At 65.7% G+C, this 13,666-nt stretch carries 13 protein-coding genes; 7 read left to right on the forward strand and 6 right to left on the reverse strand.

Annotated features, from left to right (window positions below; all coding sequences use genetic code 11):
• Nucleotides 1–33: 33 nt before the first annotated feature.
• The 3 genes from BCEP18194_RS08120 (at nt 34) to BCEP18194_RS08130 (ending at nt 3,403) form a co-directional block, all read left to right on the forward strand.
• Nucleotides 34–378, forward strand: a complete 345-nt coding sequence (locus BCEP18194_RS08120; protein ID WP_011350804.1) for an MmcQ/YjbR family DNA-binding protein — start codon at nt 34–36, stop codon at nt 376–378.
• A gap of 417 nt (nt 379–795) precedes the next feature.
• Nucleotides 796–2,187 carry a GABA permease gene (gene gabP / locus BCEP18194_RS08125; protein WP_011350805.1) on the forward strand — a complete coding sequence of 464 codons (1,392 nt, stop codon included), beginning with the start codon at nt 796–798 and terminating at the stop codon, nt 2,185–2,187.
• Nucleotides 2,188–2,434: 247 nt separating this feature from the next.
• Nucleotides 2,435–3,403: an alpha/beta hydrolase family protein gene (locus tag BCEP18194_RS08130; RefSeq protein ID WP_244272916.1), complete on the forward strand. Its 969-nt coding sequence runs from the start codon at nt 2,435–2,437 to the stop codon at nt 3,401–3,403.
• Between the two features lie 152 nt (nt 3,404–3,555).
• On the opposite strand, the gene ychF is transcribed toward BCEP18194_RS08130, so the two are convergent.
• Nucleotides 3,556–4,650: a redox-regulated ATPase YchF gene (gene ychF / locus BCEP18194_RS08135; protein ID WP_011350807.1), complete on the reverse strand. Its 1,095-nt coding sequence runs from the start codon at nt 4,648–4,650 to the stop codon at nt 3,556–3,558.
• Nucleotides 4,651–4,896: 246 nt separating this feature from the next.
• On the opposite strand from ychF, the gene BCEP18194_RS08140 reads away from it, so the two are divergent.
• From BCEP18194_RS08140 to BCEP18194_RS08155, 4 genes are all read left to right on the forward strand, one after another.
• Nucleotides 4,897–6,075 (forward strand): UbiH/UbiF family hydroxylase, encoded by a 1,179-nt coding sequence (locus BCEP18194_RS08140; protein ID WP_011350808.1) that lies wholly within the window; start codon nt 4,897–4,899, stop codon nt 6,073–6,075.
• A 90-nt stretch (nt 6,076–6,165) separates the two neighbouring features.
• Nucleotides 6,166–6,894, forward strand: a complete 729-nt coding sequence (locus tag BCEP18194_RS08145) for a DsbC family protein (protein WP_011350809.1) — start codon at nt 6,166–6,168, stop codon at nt 6,892–6,894.
• 103 nt (nt 6,895–6,997) lie between these two features.
• Nucleotides 6,998–8,797: a M61 family metallopeptidase gene (locus BCEP18194_RS08150; RefSeq protein WP_011350810.1), complete on the forward strand. Its 1,800-nt coding sequence runs from the start codon at nt 6,998–7,000 to the stop codon at nt 8,795–8,797.
• A 147-nt stretch (nt 8,798–8,944) separates the two neighbouring features.
• The gene (locus BCEP18194_RS08155) at nt 8,945–9,541 is read left to right on the forward strand and encodes an FMN-dependent NADH-azoreductase (protein ID WP_011350811.1); all 597 of its coding nucleotides are present in this window, start codon (nt 8,945–8,947) and stop codon (nt 9,539–9,541) included.
• A 119-nt stretch (nt 9,542–9,660) separates the two neighbouring features.
• Here BCEP18194_RS08155 and BCEP18194_RS08160 read toward each other — a convergent pair whose 3' ends face one another.
• Genes BCEP18194_RS08160 through BCEP18194_RS08180 form a run of 5 tightly spaced genes read right to left on the reverse strand, consistent with a single transcriptional unit; the run spans nt 9,661 to nt 13,655 of the window.
• Nucleotides 9,661–10,566 carry a uracil-DNA glycosylase gene (locus tag BCEP18194_RS08160; protein ID WP_011350812.1) on the reverse strand — a complete coding sequence of 302 codons (906 nt, stop codon included), beginning with the start codon at nt 10,564–10,566 and terminating at the stop codon, nt 9,661–9,663.
• Between the two features lie 12 nt (nt 10,567–10,578).
• Nucleotides 10,579–11,205: a CYTH domain-containing protein gene (locus tag BCEP18194_RS08165; protein ID WP_011350813.1), complete on the reverse strand. Its 627-nt coding sequence runs from the start codon at nt 11,203–11,205 to the stop codon at nt 10,579–10,581.
• Nucleotides 11,205–11,990 carry an indole-3-glycerol phosphate synthase TrpC gene (gene trpC, locus BCEP18194_RS08170; protein ID WP_011350814.1) on the reverse strand — a complete coding sequence of 262 codons (786 nt, stop codon included), beginning with the start codon at nt 11,988–11,990 and terminating at the stop codon, nt 11,205–11,207. The genes BCEP18194_RS08165 and trpC overlap by 1 nt, the downstream gene beginning before the upstream one ends.
• Nucleotides 11,991–12,019: 29 nt before the next feature.
• Complete coding sequence (trpD, locus tag BCEP18194_RS08175) at nt 12,020–13,051, reverse strand: anthranilate phosphoribosyltransferase (protein WP_011350815.1); 1,032 nt, start codon at nt 13,049–13,051, stop codon at nt 12,020–12,022.
• 13 nt (nt 13,052–13,064) lie between these two features.
• A complete protein-coding gene (locus BCEP18194_RS08180) occupies nt 13,065–13,655 on the reverse strand; it encodes an aminodeoxychorismate/anthranilate synthase component II (protein ID WP_011350816.1) in 591 nt (196 codons plus the stop codon).
• Between the last annotated feature and the right edge of the window lie 11 nt (nt 13,656–13,666).

The following is a 13,666-nucleotide window of genomic DNA, read 5'->3' on the forward strand; positions in this document are numbered from 1 at the left end:
TCGTGAATCGAAGGCATCCAACCGGGAGGCCCCATGACATTCGATGAAGTCCGGCAGATCGCACTGGCGTGGCGCGGCGTCGAGGAAGGCACGTCGTACGGCACGCCCGCACTCAGGGTGAAGGGCAAGATGCTCGCGCGGCTGCGCGAGGACGGCGACACGCTCGTCGTGAAGGGTGTCGGCCCCGACGAGCGTGCGTGGCTGATCGAATCGGAACCCGATGTGTATTACGTGACGGATCACTACGTCGGCTGGCCGATCGTGCTGGTGCGGCTGTCGGCGGCCCATCCGGACGCCGTGAAAAACCTGCTTCTGCGAGAATGGCAGGCCGTCGTCCCCGCCAAATGGCGCGACGAGATGGCGCGCGGCACGCGCTGACGCGCCGGTTGCGTCTGGCTGGCCCGGCATCGTCGGATGCTTTCGGCGCGCTCGCGAACCATCGCAAACGGGTACAAGCGTTGCATCGATCGACGTCGATGCAACAAGTGGTTCCATCGAAATTCTTCAATTGGTTCTTAGTGAAGAACCGTTTGATGCTTACACTCCTTCGCTTCGAAGGCAGCTGACGAAAGCCGACGGAAAGGGCGCACGCGATGCGCCGGCGCCTTGCGCGCGGCATCGCACCTGCAGCTTCGCAGACTGCATTGCGCACCGTTTCCGGAACGGCCCCCGATCCGGCTCCGCGCCCGCATCCCGTGCAGGCGCCGCATCCGGCCCGGCTCAAGAACCACAATCCCCCGTGCTGCCTTCACGCGATGCCCGGCCATACCGGAACCGTTTTTTGGAGAGAGACAGATGAGTGGAAGCAACACAGGCCTCGGTACGGGCCTGAAGCAGCGGCACGTGACGATGATGTCGATTGCCGGCGTGATCGGCGCGGGCCTGTTCGTCGGCTCCGGCCACGCCATCGCCGAAGCCGGCCCGGCGTCGATCCTCGCGTATGCGATCGCGGGTGTGCTGGTCGTGCTGGTGATGCGCATGCTCGGCGAGATGGCCGTTGCGCATCCGGACAGCGGCTCGTTCTCCACCTATGCCGATCGCGCGATCGGCCATTGGGCCGGTTTCTCGATCGGCTGGCTGTACTGGTGGTTCTGGGTGCTCGTGATTCCGATCGAGGCGACCGCCGCCGCGACCATCCTCAATGCCTGGTTCCCTGGTGTTGCAACCTGGGCCTTCGCACTCGGCATCACGCTGGTGCTGACGGTGACCAACCTCTTTTCGGTCAAGAACTACGGCGAATTCGAATTCTGGTTCGCGCTGATCAAGGTCGTCGCGATCGTCGTGTTCCTGTGCATCGGCGGGGCGGCGATCGTCGGCATCATTCCGGCGCCGGCGGTGTCGGGCGTGTCGAACCTGTTCGTGCATGACGGCTTCATGCCGCACGGCGCAGGCGCGGTGCTCGCGGCGATGCTGACGACGATGTTCTCGTTCCTCGGCACCGAGATCGTGACGATCGCGGCCGCCGAATCGGACAACCCGCAACGCCAGATCGTGCGCGCGACCAACTCGGTGATCTGGCGCATCACGCTGTTCTATCTCGGCTCGATTCTCGTCGTTGCGGCGATCGTGCCGTGGAACGACCCGTTGCTGCCGAAGCACGGCTCGTATCAGCGCGCGATGGAGCTGATCGGCATCCCGAATGCGAAGGCGATCATCGACGTGATCGTGCTCGTGTCGGTCGCGAGCTGCCTGAATTCGGCGCTGTACACCGCGTCGCGGATGCTGTTCTCGCTGTCCAAGCGCAAGGACGCACCGGCGTTCCTGCACCGCACGGATTCGACCGGTACGCCGCGCGCGGCCGTGCTTGCATCGACCGCGTTCGGTTTCGTGACCGTGATCGCGAACTACCTGATGCCGGAACAGGTGTTCGGCTTCCTGCTGGCGACGTCGGGCGCGATCGCGCTGCTCGTGTATCTCGTGATCGCGATCTCGCAACTGCGGATGCGCAAGACGCTCGAATCGACCGGCGCGGACCTGACGCTGCGGATGTGGCTGTTCCCGTGGCTCACGTGGTTGGTGATCGTGTTCATCTGCGGCACGCTGACCGTGATGCTCGTGAGCGAGGATCACCGGATGGAAGTGGGGGCGACGGCAGTGTTGGCGCTGATCGTGCTGCTCGCGTCGTGGCTGAACAAGCGTGGCCGCGATGCGCAGGCGAGTGAAGGGCGGCGCGCGTCGGCGATGTGATGGAGTGAAGTGATGGCGGGCGGAAAGCCCGCGTCACGAAAAATGGCCCGATCGGCGTTTGCCGGTCGGGCCATTTGCTTTTTTATCCGATGCGGCGGAAAAAATCGACGCGCGACTCGTCGTCAGAGGCAAGAAGCAACGCGCAACTAGCGCGTAATAATCGAACTCGTCTGATTTCATCAACAAAGACTTGCTCTTACATTGGTTGCTTCGATTACCGAGGTGAATCGATGGATGAATCAATTTGGTGTCCTTTGTTGATGATCGCCATTATCAGGCAGAGCCTGATATCCAATTGCGCGATCGATACGCCTTGTCGTTCGTCGACTGTATCGAAGTCGAAACAATGACCGAGCGTTCGACACCGCGCGTCAGCATTGCTTTCGCCGCCCGCGACGGATTCCAGCTCAAGGGAACCTATTTCCCGGCGTCCGACGGCGATCGTTCCCCCGTGCTCATCTGCCCCGCGACAGGAATCCGACAATCCTTTTATTTCCCGTTCGCGGATTGGCTGCGCAAAGACGGCCATTCGACGTTTGTATTCGATTATCGGGGGATCGGCGCGTCGCTCGGTACGAATCACGTTCGCCAATCCCGAGCGCGGAAACAGGATTGGGGGCAACTCGACATGCCCGCGGCGCTCGAGTGGCTCCTTGGCGAAACCGGTGCGCACGACGCACATTTGATCGGACATAGCGCAGGCGCGCAACTGGTCGGCCTGATGCCGAATCATGCGTCGGTTCGTTCGTTGTGCGCCATCTCTGCGTCTTCCGGGTATGTCGGCAACATTCGCTGGCCAAAGCGTTTCGCGGCCCTGCTGCTTGCGCATATGTATGTGCCGATTTCCGTTCGGTTGCTCGGTTACGTTCCGGCCAGGGTACTCGGCTGGGGCGATGATCTGCCGCCGTGTATCGGACTTCAGTGGGCCCGATGGTGCCGTCGGCCGGGATATGTGGCGAACGAATTCGGAGCAGGGGTGGCACGCCACTACTACGACGAATTTACCGCTCCCGTCACCATTGTGGCCGCAACCGACGATCCGCTTGCCACGCCGGCCAATATCGCAGATTGGCTGCGCCTGCTGCCGAGAGCCAGGTCCGACGTCCACTTCATCCATCCAGAAAATCCCGACGGCCGCGCAATTGGGCACGTCGGCATGTTCCGCCGCGAGCATTCGTCGCTGTGGCCGGAACTCACCAGAGGGTTGCTGCGCTGACAGCGCGTGTCGATCAGACGAGCGCAATCAGTTTTGCGCCCAACGTGACCGGATCGAAATCCGGTCATCGGAGCCAGTCATGACAAGGCCGGTGCACCGAAAAGAAAAAAGCCCGCATAAGCGGGCTTTTCACTGAGACGATAACGCGACGCTCAGACGTTGAACAGGAAGTTCATCACGTCGCCGTCGTGCACGACATATTCCTTCCCTTCCGCGCGCATCTTGCCGGCTTCCTTCGCGCCTTGCTCGCCCTTGAACGTGACGTAGTCGTCGAACGCGATCGTCTGCGCGCGGATGAAGCCGCGCTCGAAGTCGGTGTGGATCACGCCGGCCGCCTGCGGTGCCGTGTCGCCGATATGGATCGTCCACGCACGGACTTCCTTCACACCCGCGGTGAAGTAGGTCTGCAGGCCGAGCAGCTTGAAGCCCGCGCGGATCACGCGGTCGAGGCCCGGCTCCTGCATGCCCATGTCGGCGAGGAACGCTTCCTTGTCCGCATCGTCGAGATCGGCGATTTCCGCCTCGATCGCCGCGCACACGGCCACGACCGGCGCATTCTCGCTTTCCGCGTACTTGCGGACCGCGTCGAGGTGCGGGTTGTTCTCGAAACCGTCGTCCTTCACGTTGGCGACATACATCGTCGGCTTCGCGGTAATCAGGCAGAACGGCTTGAGCAGCGCCTCTTCGTCGTCCGACAGCGTGAGGCCGCGCACGGCCTTGCCCTGGTCGAGTTGCGCGCGCACCTTCTCGAGCACGGCGACGAGCTTGCCCGCTTCCTTGTCGTTGCCCGACTTCGCCGCCTTCGAATAACGCGTGAGCGCCTTCTCGACGGTGCCGAGGTCGGCGAGCGCGAGTTCCGTGTTGATCACTTCGATGTCGTCGATCGGGCTGACCTTGCCGGCGACGTGAATGACGTTCTCGTCTTCGAAGCAGCGCACGACGTGCGTGATCGCGTCGGTTTCGCGGATGTTCGCGAGGAACTGGTTGCCGAGGCCTTCACCCTTGCTCGCGCCCGCGACGAGGCCCGCGATGTCGACGAATTCGACGACGGCCGGCACGACACGCTCCGGCTTGACGATCTCGGAGAGCGCCTTCAGGCGCGTATCGGGCACTTCGACGATGCCGACGTTCGGCTCGATCGTGCAGAACGGGTAGTTCTCGGCGGCGATGCCGGCCTTGGTCAGCGCATTGAACAGGGTGGACTTGCCGACGTTGGGCAAGCCGACGATGCCGCATTTGAGACTCATGGAATCCTTCGGACGGGTAAGGCGGCGCGGCCGGACAGGGCACGGCGGCGCGGGAAAAAAGGGCGGCCGGCGCTTGGGGCGCGGCGGGCCGACGGTCAAAGGCGCTATTGTACCGTGCCGGCGCCCCGGATTCCGGGCTGGCGCCGAACGGCCGATGCGACGGGCCGCCACGCCGCGGCATCGGCCTGCGATTCTGCTGATTTCCCGCAAAGTCCGGCCGCGTAAGGGTTTGGCCCCGCGGCTATAATGCCCGCCATGACTGCCCACCACACCTTCGACGTCGCCGTGGTCGGCGGCGGGCTCGTCGGCAAGACGGCCGCGCTCGCGCTGACCCAGTCCGGCTACAAGACAGCCTTGCTCGCCCAGCCGGCCACGCCGCGCCCCGCCGATCTCGCATTCGACACGCGCGTCTACGCACTGTCCACCAGTTCGCAGGCGCTGCTCGAGCGGCTGCGGGTCTGGCAGGCGCTCGATCACAGCCGGCTCGCACCGGTCTACGACATGCGCGTGTACGGCGATGCCCACGCGGAACTGCATTTCTCCGCGTATCAGGCTTCCGTGCCGCAGCTCGCGTGGATCGCTGAATCGTCGCTGGTCGAGGCGTCGCTCGACGCCGCGCTGCGGTTCCAGCCGAATCTCACGTGGTTCGACGCGCGCGCACAGGGCTTCGACGTGCGCGACGACGCGGCCGTGCTCACGCTGTCGTCGGGGCAGGTGCTGGAAGCGGACCTCATCGTCGGCGCCGATGGCGCGCATTCATGGGTGCGCTCGCAAATGGGGGCCAAAGTCGAGCGACGCGACTACCGGCAAACCGGCGTCGTCGCGAACTTCAAGGCGTCGCTGCCGCACCGCGAGACGGCCTACCAGTGGTTCCACGAAGGCGAGATCGTCGCGCTGTTGCCGCTGCCGGACGGCCATGTGTCGCTCGTCTGGTCCGCGCACACCGCGCATGCGGACGAATTGCTCGCGCTCGACCCGGCGCAGCTCGCGGCCGAGGTCGAGCGCGTGTCGCATGGGCAGGTCGGCACCCTCGACTGCGTGACGCCGGCCGCCGGCTTCCCGCTGGCGCTGCAGACGGTCGACAAGCTGATCGCGCCGCGCGTCGCGCTCGTCGGCGATGCCGCGCACCTGATCCACCCGCTCGCGGGGCAGGGGATGAACCTCGGGCTGCGCGACGTCGCGGCGCTTGCCGACGCGATCGCCGGCAAGGAAAGCTTCCGCAACCTCGGCGATACGGTGCTGCTGCGTCGCTACGAGCGTTCGCGCCGCGAGGACATCCGTGCGCTGATGGTCGCGACCGACGGGCTGCAGCGGCTGTTCGCGGTGCCGGGCTCGCTCGCGAAGGCCGTGCGCAACGCGGGCATGGCCTTCGTCGGCGCGCAGCCGCTCGTGAAGCGCTGGCTCGTGTCGGCCGCGCTCGGCTGATCGAACCTTCCGCCGCTTCGCCGGTCGGACACGGTTCCGTTACGGCGTACACTGTGCCGTGCACACCGATTGAGCTGAAGGAAGATTTCGATGAAAAAAACGATCCGCATCGCGTCGCTGGCGCTGGCCGTCACGATGGCGACGCTTGGCTGCACCGCGCAGGCCGACCAGACCACCGACAAGCTGAAAGCGACGCTGCAGGCCCGTCTCGGCAGCGACGCGCCGATCAAGAGCGTGTCGAAAGCGCCGGTCGCCGGCCTTTACGAAGTGAACCTCGGCTCGCAGATCATCTATAGCGATGCGGCAGGCGACTACGTGCTGCTCGGCGATCTCGTCGACACCAAGACGCACAAGAACCTGACCGACGCTCGCCTGTCCGAAATCAACAAGATCGACTTCGCGAGCCTGCCGTTCGCGAATGCGATCAAGGTCGTCAAGGGCAACGGCGCCCGCAAGATCGCGGTGTTCTCCGATCCGAACTGCCCGTACTGCAAGAAGCTCGAGACGACGCTGCAGTCGGTCGACAATGTGACCGTCTACACGTTCCTGTACCCGGTGCTGTCGCCGGATTCGACCGCGAAGTCGAAGGCGATCTGGTGTGCGACCGACCGCGCGAAAACGTGGCAGAGCTGGATGCTCGACCATCGTGCACCGTCCGGCGCCGGTAGCTGCGATACCACCGCGCTCGACAAGAACCTCGCGCTCGGCCGCGGGATGAATGTCACGGGCACGCCGACGATCTTCCTGCCGGACGGCCGCCGCCTGCCGGGCGCCGTGTCGGCCGACCAGCTCAATCAGGCGCTCGCCTCGAGCAAGTAACCGACCACACGCCGGGCCGCATGGCCTGGCCAGCGAGGGGCGCCCGCATCTGCCGGCGCCTCTCTTCGTTTCCGCCGCCGTATTCGACCGACCGATTGCCACGATGACCCAGCCGATCCGCTATTCGATTGTCCCGAAAGATCTTGCCGCGCACCTGTTCGAAGTGTCGGTGACGGTCACCGATCCCGACCCCGAAGGCCAGCGCTTTTCGCTGCCGGTGTGGATCCCGGGGAGCTACCTCGTGCGCGAGTTCGCGCGCAACATCGTGACGCTCGGCGCATTCAACGATGCGGGCCGCAAGGTGCGGATCGCGAAGACCGACAAGCACACGTGGCAGGCCGCGCCCGTGAGCGGCACGCTGACGCTGCGCTACGACGTGTATGCATGGGACCTGTCGGTGCGCTCCGCGTATCTCGACGAATCGGGCGGCTTCTTCAACGCGACGGCCGTGTTCCTGAGCGTCGCCGGCCGTGAGGACGCGCCGTGTGAAGTCGACATCGCGAAGCCGGCCGGCGCGGCATTCCGCGCGTGGCGTGTCGGCACGTCGCTGCCCGAGGGGCGCGGCACCAAGCGTTATGCGTTCGGCGCCTACCGCGCGTCGAACTACGACGAGCTCTCCGACCATCCGGTGACGATCGGCGAATTCGCGCTCGCGACGTTCGATGCGCACGGTGTGCCGCACGACATCGTGATCGCGGGGCGCGTGACGCAGCTCGACATGGAGCGCCTGCGCGCCGACCTGAAGCGCGTGTGTGAAGCACAGATCGCGCTGTTCGAGCCGAAATCGAAGAAGGCGCCGATGGACCGCTACGTGTTCATGACGCTGGCGGTCAGCGACGGCTACGGCGGCCTCGAGCACCGCGCGTCGACCGCGCTGATCTGCAACCGCACCGACCTGCCGGTGAAGGGGCGGCCCGAAACGACGGAAGGCTATCGCACGTATCTCGGTCTCTGCAGCCACGAGTACTTCCACACGTGGAACGTGAAGCGCATCAAGCCGGCGGCGTTCGTGCCGTACGACCTGTCGAAGGAAAACTACACGTCGCTGCTGTGGCTGTTCGAAGGCTTCACGTCGTATTACGACGACCTGATGCTGGTGCGCAGCGGGCTGATGTCGCAGGACGAATATTTCGCGGCGCTCGGCCGCACCGTCGGCGGTGTGCTGCGCGGCACGGGGCGCCTGAAGCAGAGCGTCGCCGACAGCTCGTTCGACGCATGGATCAAGTACTACCGCCAGGACGAGAACGCGACCAACGCGATCGTCAGCTACTACACGAAGGGTTCGCTCGTCGCGCTCGCCTTCGATCTCGCGATCCGCGCGCAGACGCGCAACAGGAAGTCGCTCGACGACGTGATGCGCCTGCTGTGGCAGCGCTACGGCCGCGACTTCTACCGCGGCAAGCAGGCGGGCGTCGAGGAAGACGAAGTCGAGGCGCTGATCGAAGCGGCGACGGGCGTTGCGCTCGGCCGTCTGTTCGCCGATGCCGTGCACGGCACGCGCGACCTGCCGCTCGCCGAACTGCTTGCACCGTTCGGCGTGACGCTCGCGCCCGATGTCGTGAATGGCACGACCGCGAAGCCGACGATCGGCGCGCGCCTGCGCGGCGGCGCGGACTGCACGTTCGCGGCTGTCTACGAAGGCGGCGCCGCACATCGCGCGGGGCTGTCGGCCGGCGACACGCTGATCGCGGTCGACGGGCTGCGCGTCACGGGCACCAACCTCGACGCACTGCTCGCGCGCTACCGGCCGGGTGACAAGGTCGAGGTTCACGCGTTCCGGCGCGACGAGCTGCGCACCGCGAAACTGAAGCTCGACGGCCCGGAAGTCACGCGCTACCGGCTGACGGCGGCGGCGAAGCCGGCTGCGGTCTCGAAGGCCCGGGAGGCTTGGCTGAAGGGTTGAGCGGTCTGAAGCGGGTATCGGGGCGGGATCAAGGATTGTTCTGCTGCTGCAACAATCCGTCGCCTTGAACCCGCTTTTTCGCGGTCATGCGGCCACGCACAATGGCGTCACTCGCGCTACCAAAGCGCAACCCTACTGGAGCCTGACATGACGACCATTCTGCAAATCAATTCCGCTGCACGTTCGCAAGGTGCGCAATCCACGCTGCTGGCCAACGAACTGACGGCAAAGCTGCAACAATCGAACCCCGGCGCGAAGGTCGTGGTTCGCGACTTGCTGGCCGATGCACTGCCGCACCTCGACGAATCGGTGCTCGGCGCATTCTTCACGCCGGCCGACAAGCGCACCGCGGAACAGAATGCGATCGTCGCGAAGAGCGATGCACTGATCGCAGAACTGCAAGCAGCCGACGTCATCGTGATCGGCGCACCGATGTACAACTTCGGCATCTCGTCGCAACTGAAGACGTACTTCGACTGGATCGCACGTGCAGGCGTCACGTTCCGCTACACCGAGAACGGTCCGGAAGGCCTGATCAAGGGCAAGAAGGTTCACGTGGTGACGGCCCGTGGCGGCAAGTACGCCGGTACGCCGAACGACAGCCAGACCCCGTACCTGCGCACGTTCCTCGGCTTCGTCGGCATGACCGACGTGAACTTCATCTTCGCGGAAGGCCTGAACCTCGGCCCGGATGCGCAAAGCGCCGCGCTGGCCGGCGCACGCGAAGCGATCGCCGCCGCGTAAGGTCGATGCGGGTGCGCCGCACCCGCAGCATCGCCCGATAAAAAAACGCCGCGTCCCGAAAGGGGCGCGGCGTTTTTGCATGCCGGCTGGCGTGGCCGAAAGAATCGGCGGCGCGGCCGCTATGCGAGCGTTTCGGCCACTTCCGGCAGGCGCCAGTCGATCGGTTCGCGGTCTGCCTCGACCAGATAGTCGTTCGCGAGCGCGAAATGGCGGCAGCCGAGGAAGCCACGGTGCGCGGACAGCGGCGACGGATGCGGCGCCTCGAGCACGCAGTGCGCGCTCGCGTCGAACAGCGCGCGCTTCGCCTGCGCGTGTGCGCCCCACAGCATGAAGACGAGCCCGCGATGGCGGCCGGCGAGTTCGCGGATCAGCGTGTCCGTGCACTGCTCCCAGCCGCGCTTCGCATGGCTCGCTGCGGCACCGCGCTCGACCGTGAGCACCGTGTTGAGCAGCAGCACGCCCTGGCGTGCCCAGGTGTCGAGGCAGCCGTGGCGCGGCGTGTCATGACCGAAGTTCGCGGCGATTTCCTTGAAGATGTTGCGCAGCGACGGCGGGGTGCGCACGGCCGGCGGCACCGAGAACGCGAGCCCGTGCGCCTGCGGCGTGCCGCGATCGTCGCCGTGGTACGGATCCTGGCCGAGGATCACGACTTTGACGTCGTCCGGGCTCGTCAGGCGCAGCGCGCGGAACACGTCGGTCGGGTAGACCGTCTTGCCGGCCGCACGCTCGTCATCGACGAAGCGACACAGCGGCGCGTACGCGTCGCTGTCGGTAAAGGGCTTCAGCACGTCGCGCCAGACGGTCGGCAGCGCGTCGAATTGCGCGGCGAGGTGCGGAACGTCGGCGGCAGCGGGCTGTGGCGCCGTCGGGGCCGCAGCCGGAGCAGCGGCTTTCTTTGCGGGCTTGCGTCCGGCCGCGGGCGCGTCGGGCGCCGGGGACGGAATATCGGCCGGTGCCGTTTCCGGCACGGGATCGTCGAACAGCGACGCCTGTTGCGGCGCGCGGGGAGTCTTGCGGGTTGCCATGCGTGATGCGGGTTATTGCGCGCGCAGCCGGTAGCCGCGCTGCGCCTTGCTGATGTTGTCGGGAGCGAGGCCCGGCAGCGCTTGCTGCAGTTCGGCGGCGAGCGTTGCGAGCGCCGCTTCCGGGCCGTCGATCAGTTCGAGTTCGATTTCGCTGATCGGTTCGCGGCGCGTTTCGTGTTCCGCCTGGACGACGATCTCGCCGAGGTCCACTGCGGCTTCGACGGTTGCGCCGCCGATTGCGATGCGCCACAGCGTACGCGAAAAATCCGTGCGGAACAGCGCCGACAGTGTGCCGGCCGCGTCATTCAGCGCGGCGGCGGCTTCCGGCACGTCGCAGGCCGCGACGAGCGCAGCGATCTCGAGTGCGTCGCCGGCGACCGGCAGCTCCCATTCGTGGCGGCGATGCAGGCCGCCTTCCGCGCTGCCGACCGTCTTGAACGTCTGCAACCAGCCTTGCGGCGCGCGGCGCACGCGCACTGCGCTCTTCGAGCGGGCCAGCGCGAGATCGGGCGTGTCGTAATAGACGTTCGCGAGCGTGATGTCGTGACCGGGTTCGCCGGTCAGCGTCTCGAAGAAGCGTCGCGCGGCGTCGGCCTGGCCGGCCGGCAGCGCGAGCTTGATTTCCTTTTCGATCGCCATCAGAAGAACATCCGCGCGAGCTCTTCGCCCGGCTGGTCGGCGCGCATGAATGCTTCGCCGACGAGGAACGTGTTCACGTTCGCCGCACGCATCGTGTCGACGTCGGTGCGCGACAGGATGCCCGATTCGGTCACGACGATGCGGTCAGACGGAATCATGTCGAGCATGTCGAGCGTGGTCTGGATCGACGTCTCGAACGTGCGCAGGTTGCGGTTGTTGATGCCGAGCAGCGGCGTCTTGAGCGTCAGCGCCTGTTCCATCTCGTTGCGGTCGTGGACTTCGACCAGCACCGCGAGGCCGAGCGAGTGCGCATACGCTTCGAGATCCTGCATCAGCGGCGTGTCGAGCGCGGCGGCGATCAGCAGGATCGCGTCGGCGCCCATCGCGCGCGCTTCCATGATCTGGTACGCGTCGACGATGAAGTCCTTGCGCAGCACCGGCAGCGTGCAGGCCGCGCGCGCTTCCTCGAGGTAGCGGACGCTGCCCTGGAAGAACTGTTCGTCGGTCAGCACCGACAGGCACGCGGCGCCGTGCTCGGCATACGAACGCGCGATGTCGGCCGGCACGAAATGCTCGCGCAGCACGCCTTTCGACGGGCTGGCTTTCTTGATTTCGGAAATCACGGCCGCGTGGCCGGCCGCATGCTTCGCGCGCAGTGCGCCGACGAAGTCGCGCAGGTCGCGTGCCGATGCTTCCAGTTTCAGTGCCTCGAGCGGCGCGCTGCGCATGGCCGCTGCGACTTCTTCGCGCTTGACGGCGATGATTCGGTCGAGAATGTCGCTCATGTGGATTCCTGCTTGATTCGTAAGGGGAGTCAGCGCTTGAACTGCTGCGTGAAGCGCACGAGTTCGTCGACTTTCGCGCGGGCCTTGCCGCTCGCGATCGCTTCGCGGGCGAGCTGGATGCCGTCCGCGATCGATTCGGCGACGTTCGCCGCATAGAGCGCGGTACCCGCGTTCAGCGTGACGATCTCGCGTGCGACGCTCGGCTGGTTGTCCAGCGCGCCGAGCATCATCGTGCGCGATTCGTCGGCATTTTCCACCTTCAGCGTGCGGTTCGACACCATCTGCAGGCCGAAGTCTTCCGGATGGATCTCGTATTCGTGCACCTTGCCGTCGCGCAGCTCGCCGACGAGCGTTGCCGCGCCGAGCGATACCTCGTCCATCCCGTCCTTGCCGTACACGACGAGCACATGCTGCGCGCCCAGACGCTGCATCACGCGCACCTGGATGCCGACGAGGTCGGGGTGGAACACGCCCATCAACTGGTTCGGCGCGCCGGCCGGATTGGTCAGCGGGCCGAGGATGTTGAAGATCGTGCGCACGCCGAGCTCGCGGCGCACGGCCGCGATGTTCTTCATCGCCGGGTGATGGTTCGGCGCGAACATGAAGCCCATGCCCGTTTCGGCGATCGATGCGGCAACCTGGTCGGACTGCAGGTCGATGTTCACGCCGAGCGCCTCGAGCACGTCGGCGCTGCCGGACTTGCTCGATACGCCGCGGTTGCCGTGCTTCGCGACTTTCGCGCCGGCCGCGGCCGTGACGAACATCGACGCGGTCGAGATGTTGAACGTGTGCGAGCCGTCGCCGCCGGTGCCGACGATGTCGACGAAGTTCGAGTTGTCCTGCACCTCGACGTGATTCGCGAATTCGCGCATCACGGTTGCGGCGGCGGCGATCTCGCCGATCGTCTCCTTCTTCACGCGCAGCCCGGTGATGATCGCGGCCGCCATCACGGGCGACATGTCGCCGCGCATGATGAGCCGCATCAGGTGCAGCATCTCGTCGTGGAAGATCTCGCGGTGTTCGATCGTGCGCTGCAGCGCTTCCTGCGGGGTAATCGTCATCGTGAGGCTCCCGTCAGGCGGCTTGCGCGGCCGCGGCGCGTGCCTGCTTCAGGAAATTCTCGAGCAGCGCGTGGCCATGCTCGGACAGGATCGATTCCGGGTGGAACTGCACACCTTCGATCGGCAGCGTCTTGTGGCGCACGCCCATGATTTCGCCGTCGTCGGTCCACGCGGACACCTCGAGGCAGTCGGGCAGCGATTCGCGCTCGATCGCGAGCGAGTGGTAGCGCGTGACGTCGAAGTGCTTCGGCAGGTCGGCGAATACACCACTGCAGTCGGTTTCGATCTTGCTCACCTTGCCGTGCATGATGGTTTTCGCGCGCACGACGCGGCCGCCGAAGGCCTCGCCGATCGCCTGATGGCCGAGGCAGACGCCGAGGATCGGCTTCTTGCCCGCGAATTCCTTCAGCACGTCGAGCGTGATGCCCGCGTGCTGCGGGTTGCTCGGGCCGGGCGACAGGCAGATCGCATCGGGATTCAGGCTCGCGATTTCGTCGAGCGTGATTTCGTCGTTGCGGTAGGTGCGCACGTCCTCGCCGAGTTCGCCGAAGTACTGGACCAGGTTGTAGGTAAACGAATCGTAGTTGTCGATCATGAGCAGCATGGTCAGTCTCC

Source organism: Burkholderia lata, from assembly GCF_000012945.1.
In the GTDB taxonomy this organism is placed as follows: domain Bacteria; phylum Pseudomonadota; class Gammaproteobacteria; order Burkholderiales; family Burkholderiaceae; genus Burkholderia; species Burkholderia lata.

What these genes read in the sequence shown, in the direction of transcription:
- BCEP18194_RS08120 (WP_011350804.1), top strand. Translation starts at nt 34, where the DNA reads ATGACATTCGATGAAGTCCGGCAGATCGCACTGGCGTGGCGCGGCGTC.
- gabP (WP_011350805.1), top strand. Translation starts at nt 796, where the DNA reads ATGAGTGGAAGCAACACAGGCCTCGGTACGGGCCTGAAGCAGCGGCAC.
- ychF (WP_011350807.1), bottom strand. Translation starts at nt 4,650, where the DNA reads ATGAGTCTCAAATGCGGCATCGTCGGCTTGCCCAACGTCGGCAAGTCC.
- BCEP18194_RS08140 (WP_011350808.1), top strand. Translation starts at nt 4,897, where the DNA reads ATGCCCGCCATGACTGCCCACCACACCTTCGACGTCGCCGTGGTCGGC.
- BCEP18194_RS08145 (WP_011350809.1), top strand. Translation starts at nt 6,166, where the DNA reads ATGAAAAAAACGATCCGCATCGCGTCGCTGGCGCTGGCCGTCACGATG.
- BCEP18194_RS08150 (WP_011350810.1), top strand. Translation starts at nt 6,998, where the DNA reads ATGACCCAGCCGATCCGCTATTCGATTGTCCCGAAAGATCTTGCCGCG.
- BCEP18194_RS08155 (WP_011350811.1), top strand. Translation starts at nt 8,945, where the DNA reads ATGACGACCATTCTGCAAATCAATTCCGCTGCACGTTCGCAAGGTGCG.
- BCEP18194_RS08160 (WP_011350812.1), bottom strand. Translation starts at nt 10,566, where the DNA reads ATGGCAACCCGCAAGACTCCCCGCGCGCCGCAACAGGCGTCGCTGTTC.
- BCEP18194_RS08165 (WP_011350813.1), bottom strand. Translation starts at nt 11,205, where the DNA reads ATGGCGATCGAAAAGGAAATCAAGCTCGCGCTGCCGGCCGGCCAGGCC.
- trpC (WP_011350814.1), bottom strand. Translation starts at nt 11,990, where the DNA reads ATGAGCGACATTCTCGACCGAATCATCGCCGTCAAGCGCGAAGAAGTC.
- trpD (WP_011350815.1), bottom strand. Translation starts at nt 13,051, where the DNA reads ATGACGATTACCCCGCAGGAAGCGCTGCAGCGCACGATCGAACACCGC.
- BCEP18194_RS08180 (WP_011350816.1), bottom strand. Translation starts at nt 13,655, where the DNA reads ATGCTGCTCATGATCGACAACTACGATTCGTTTACCTACAACCTGGTC.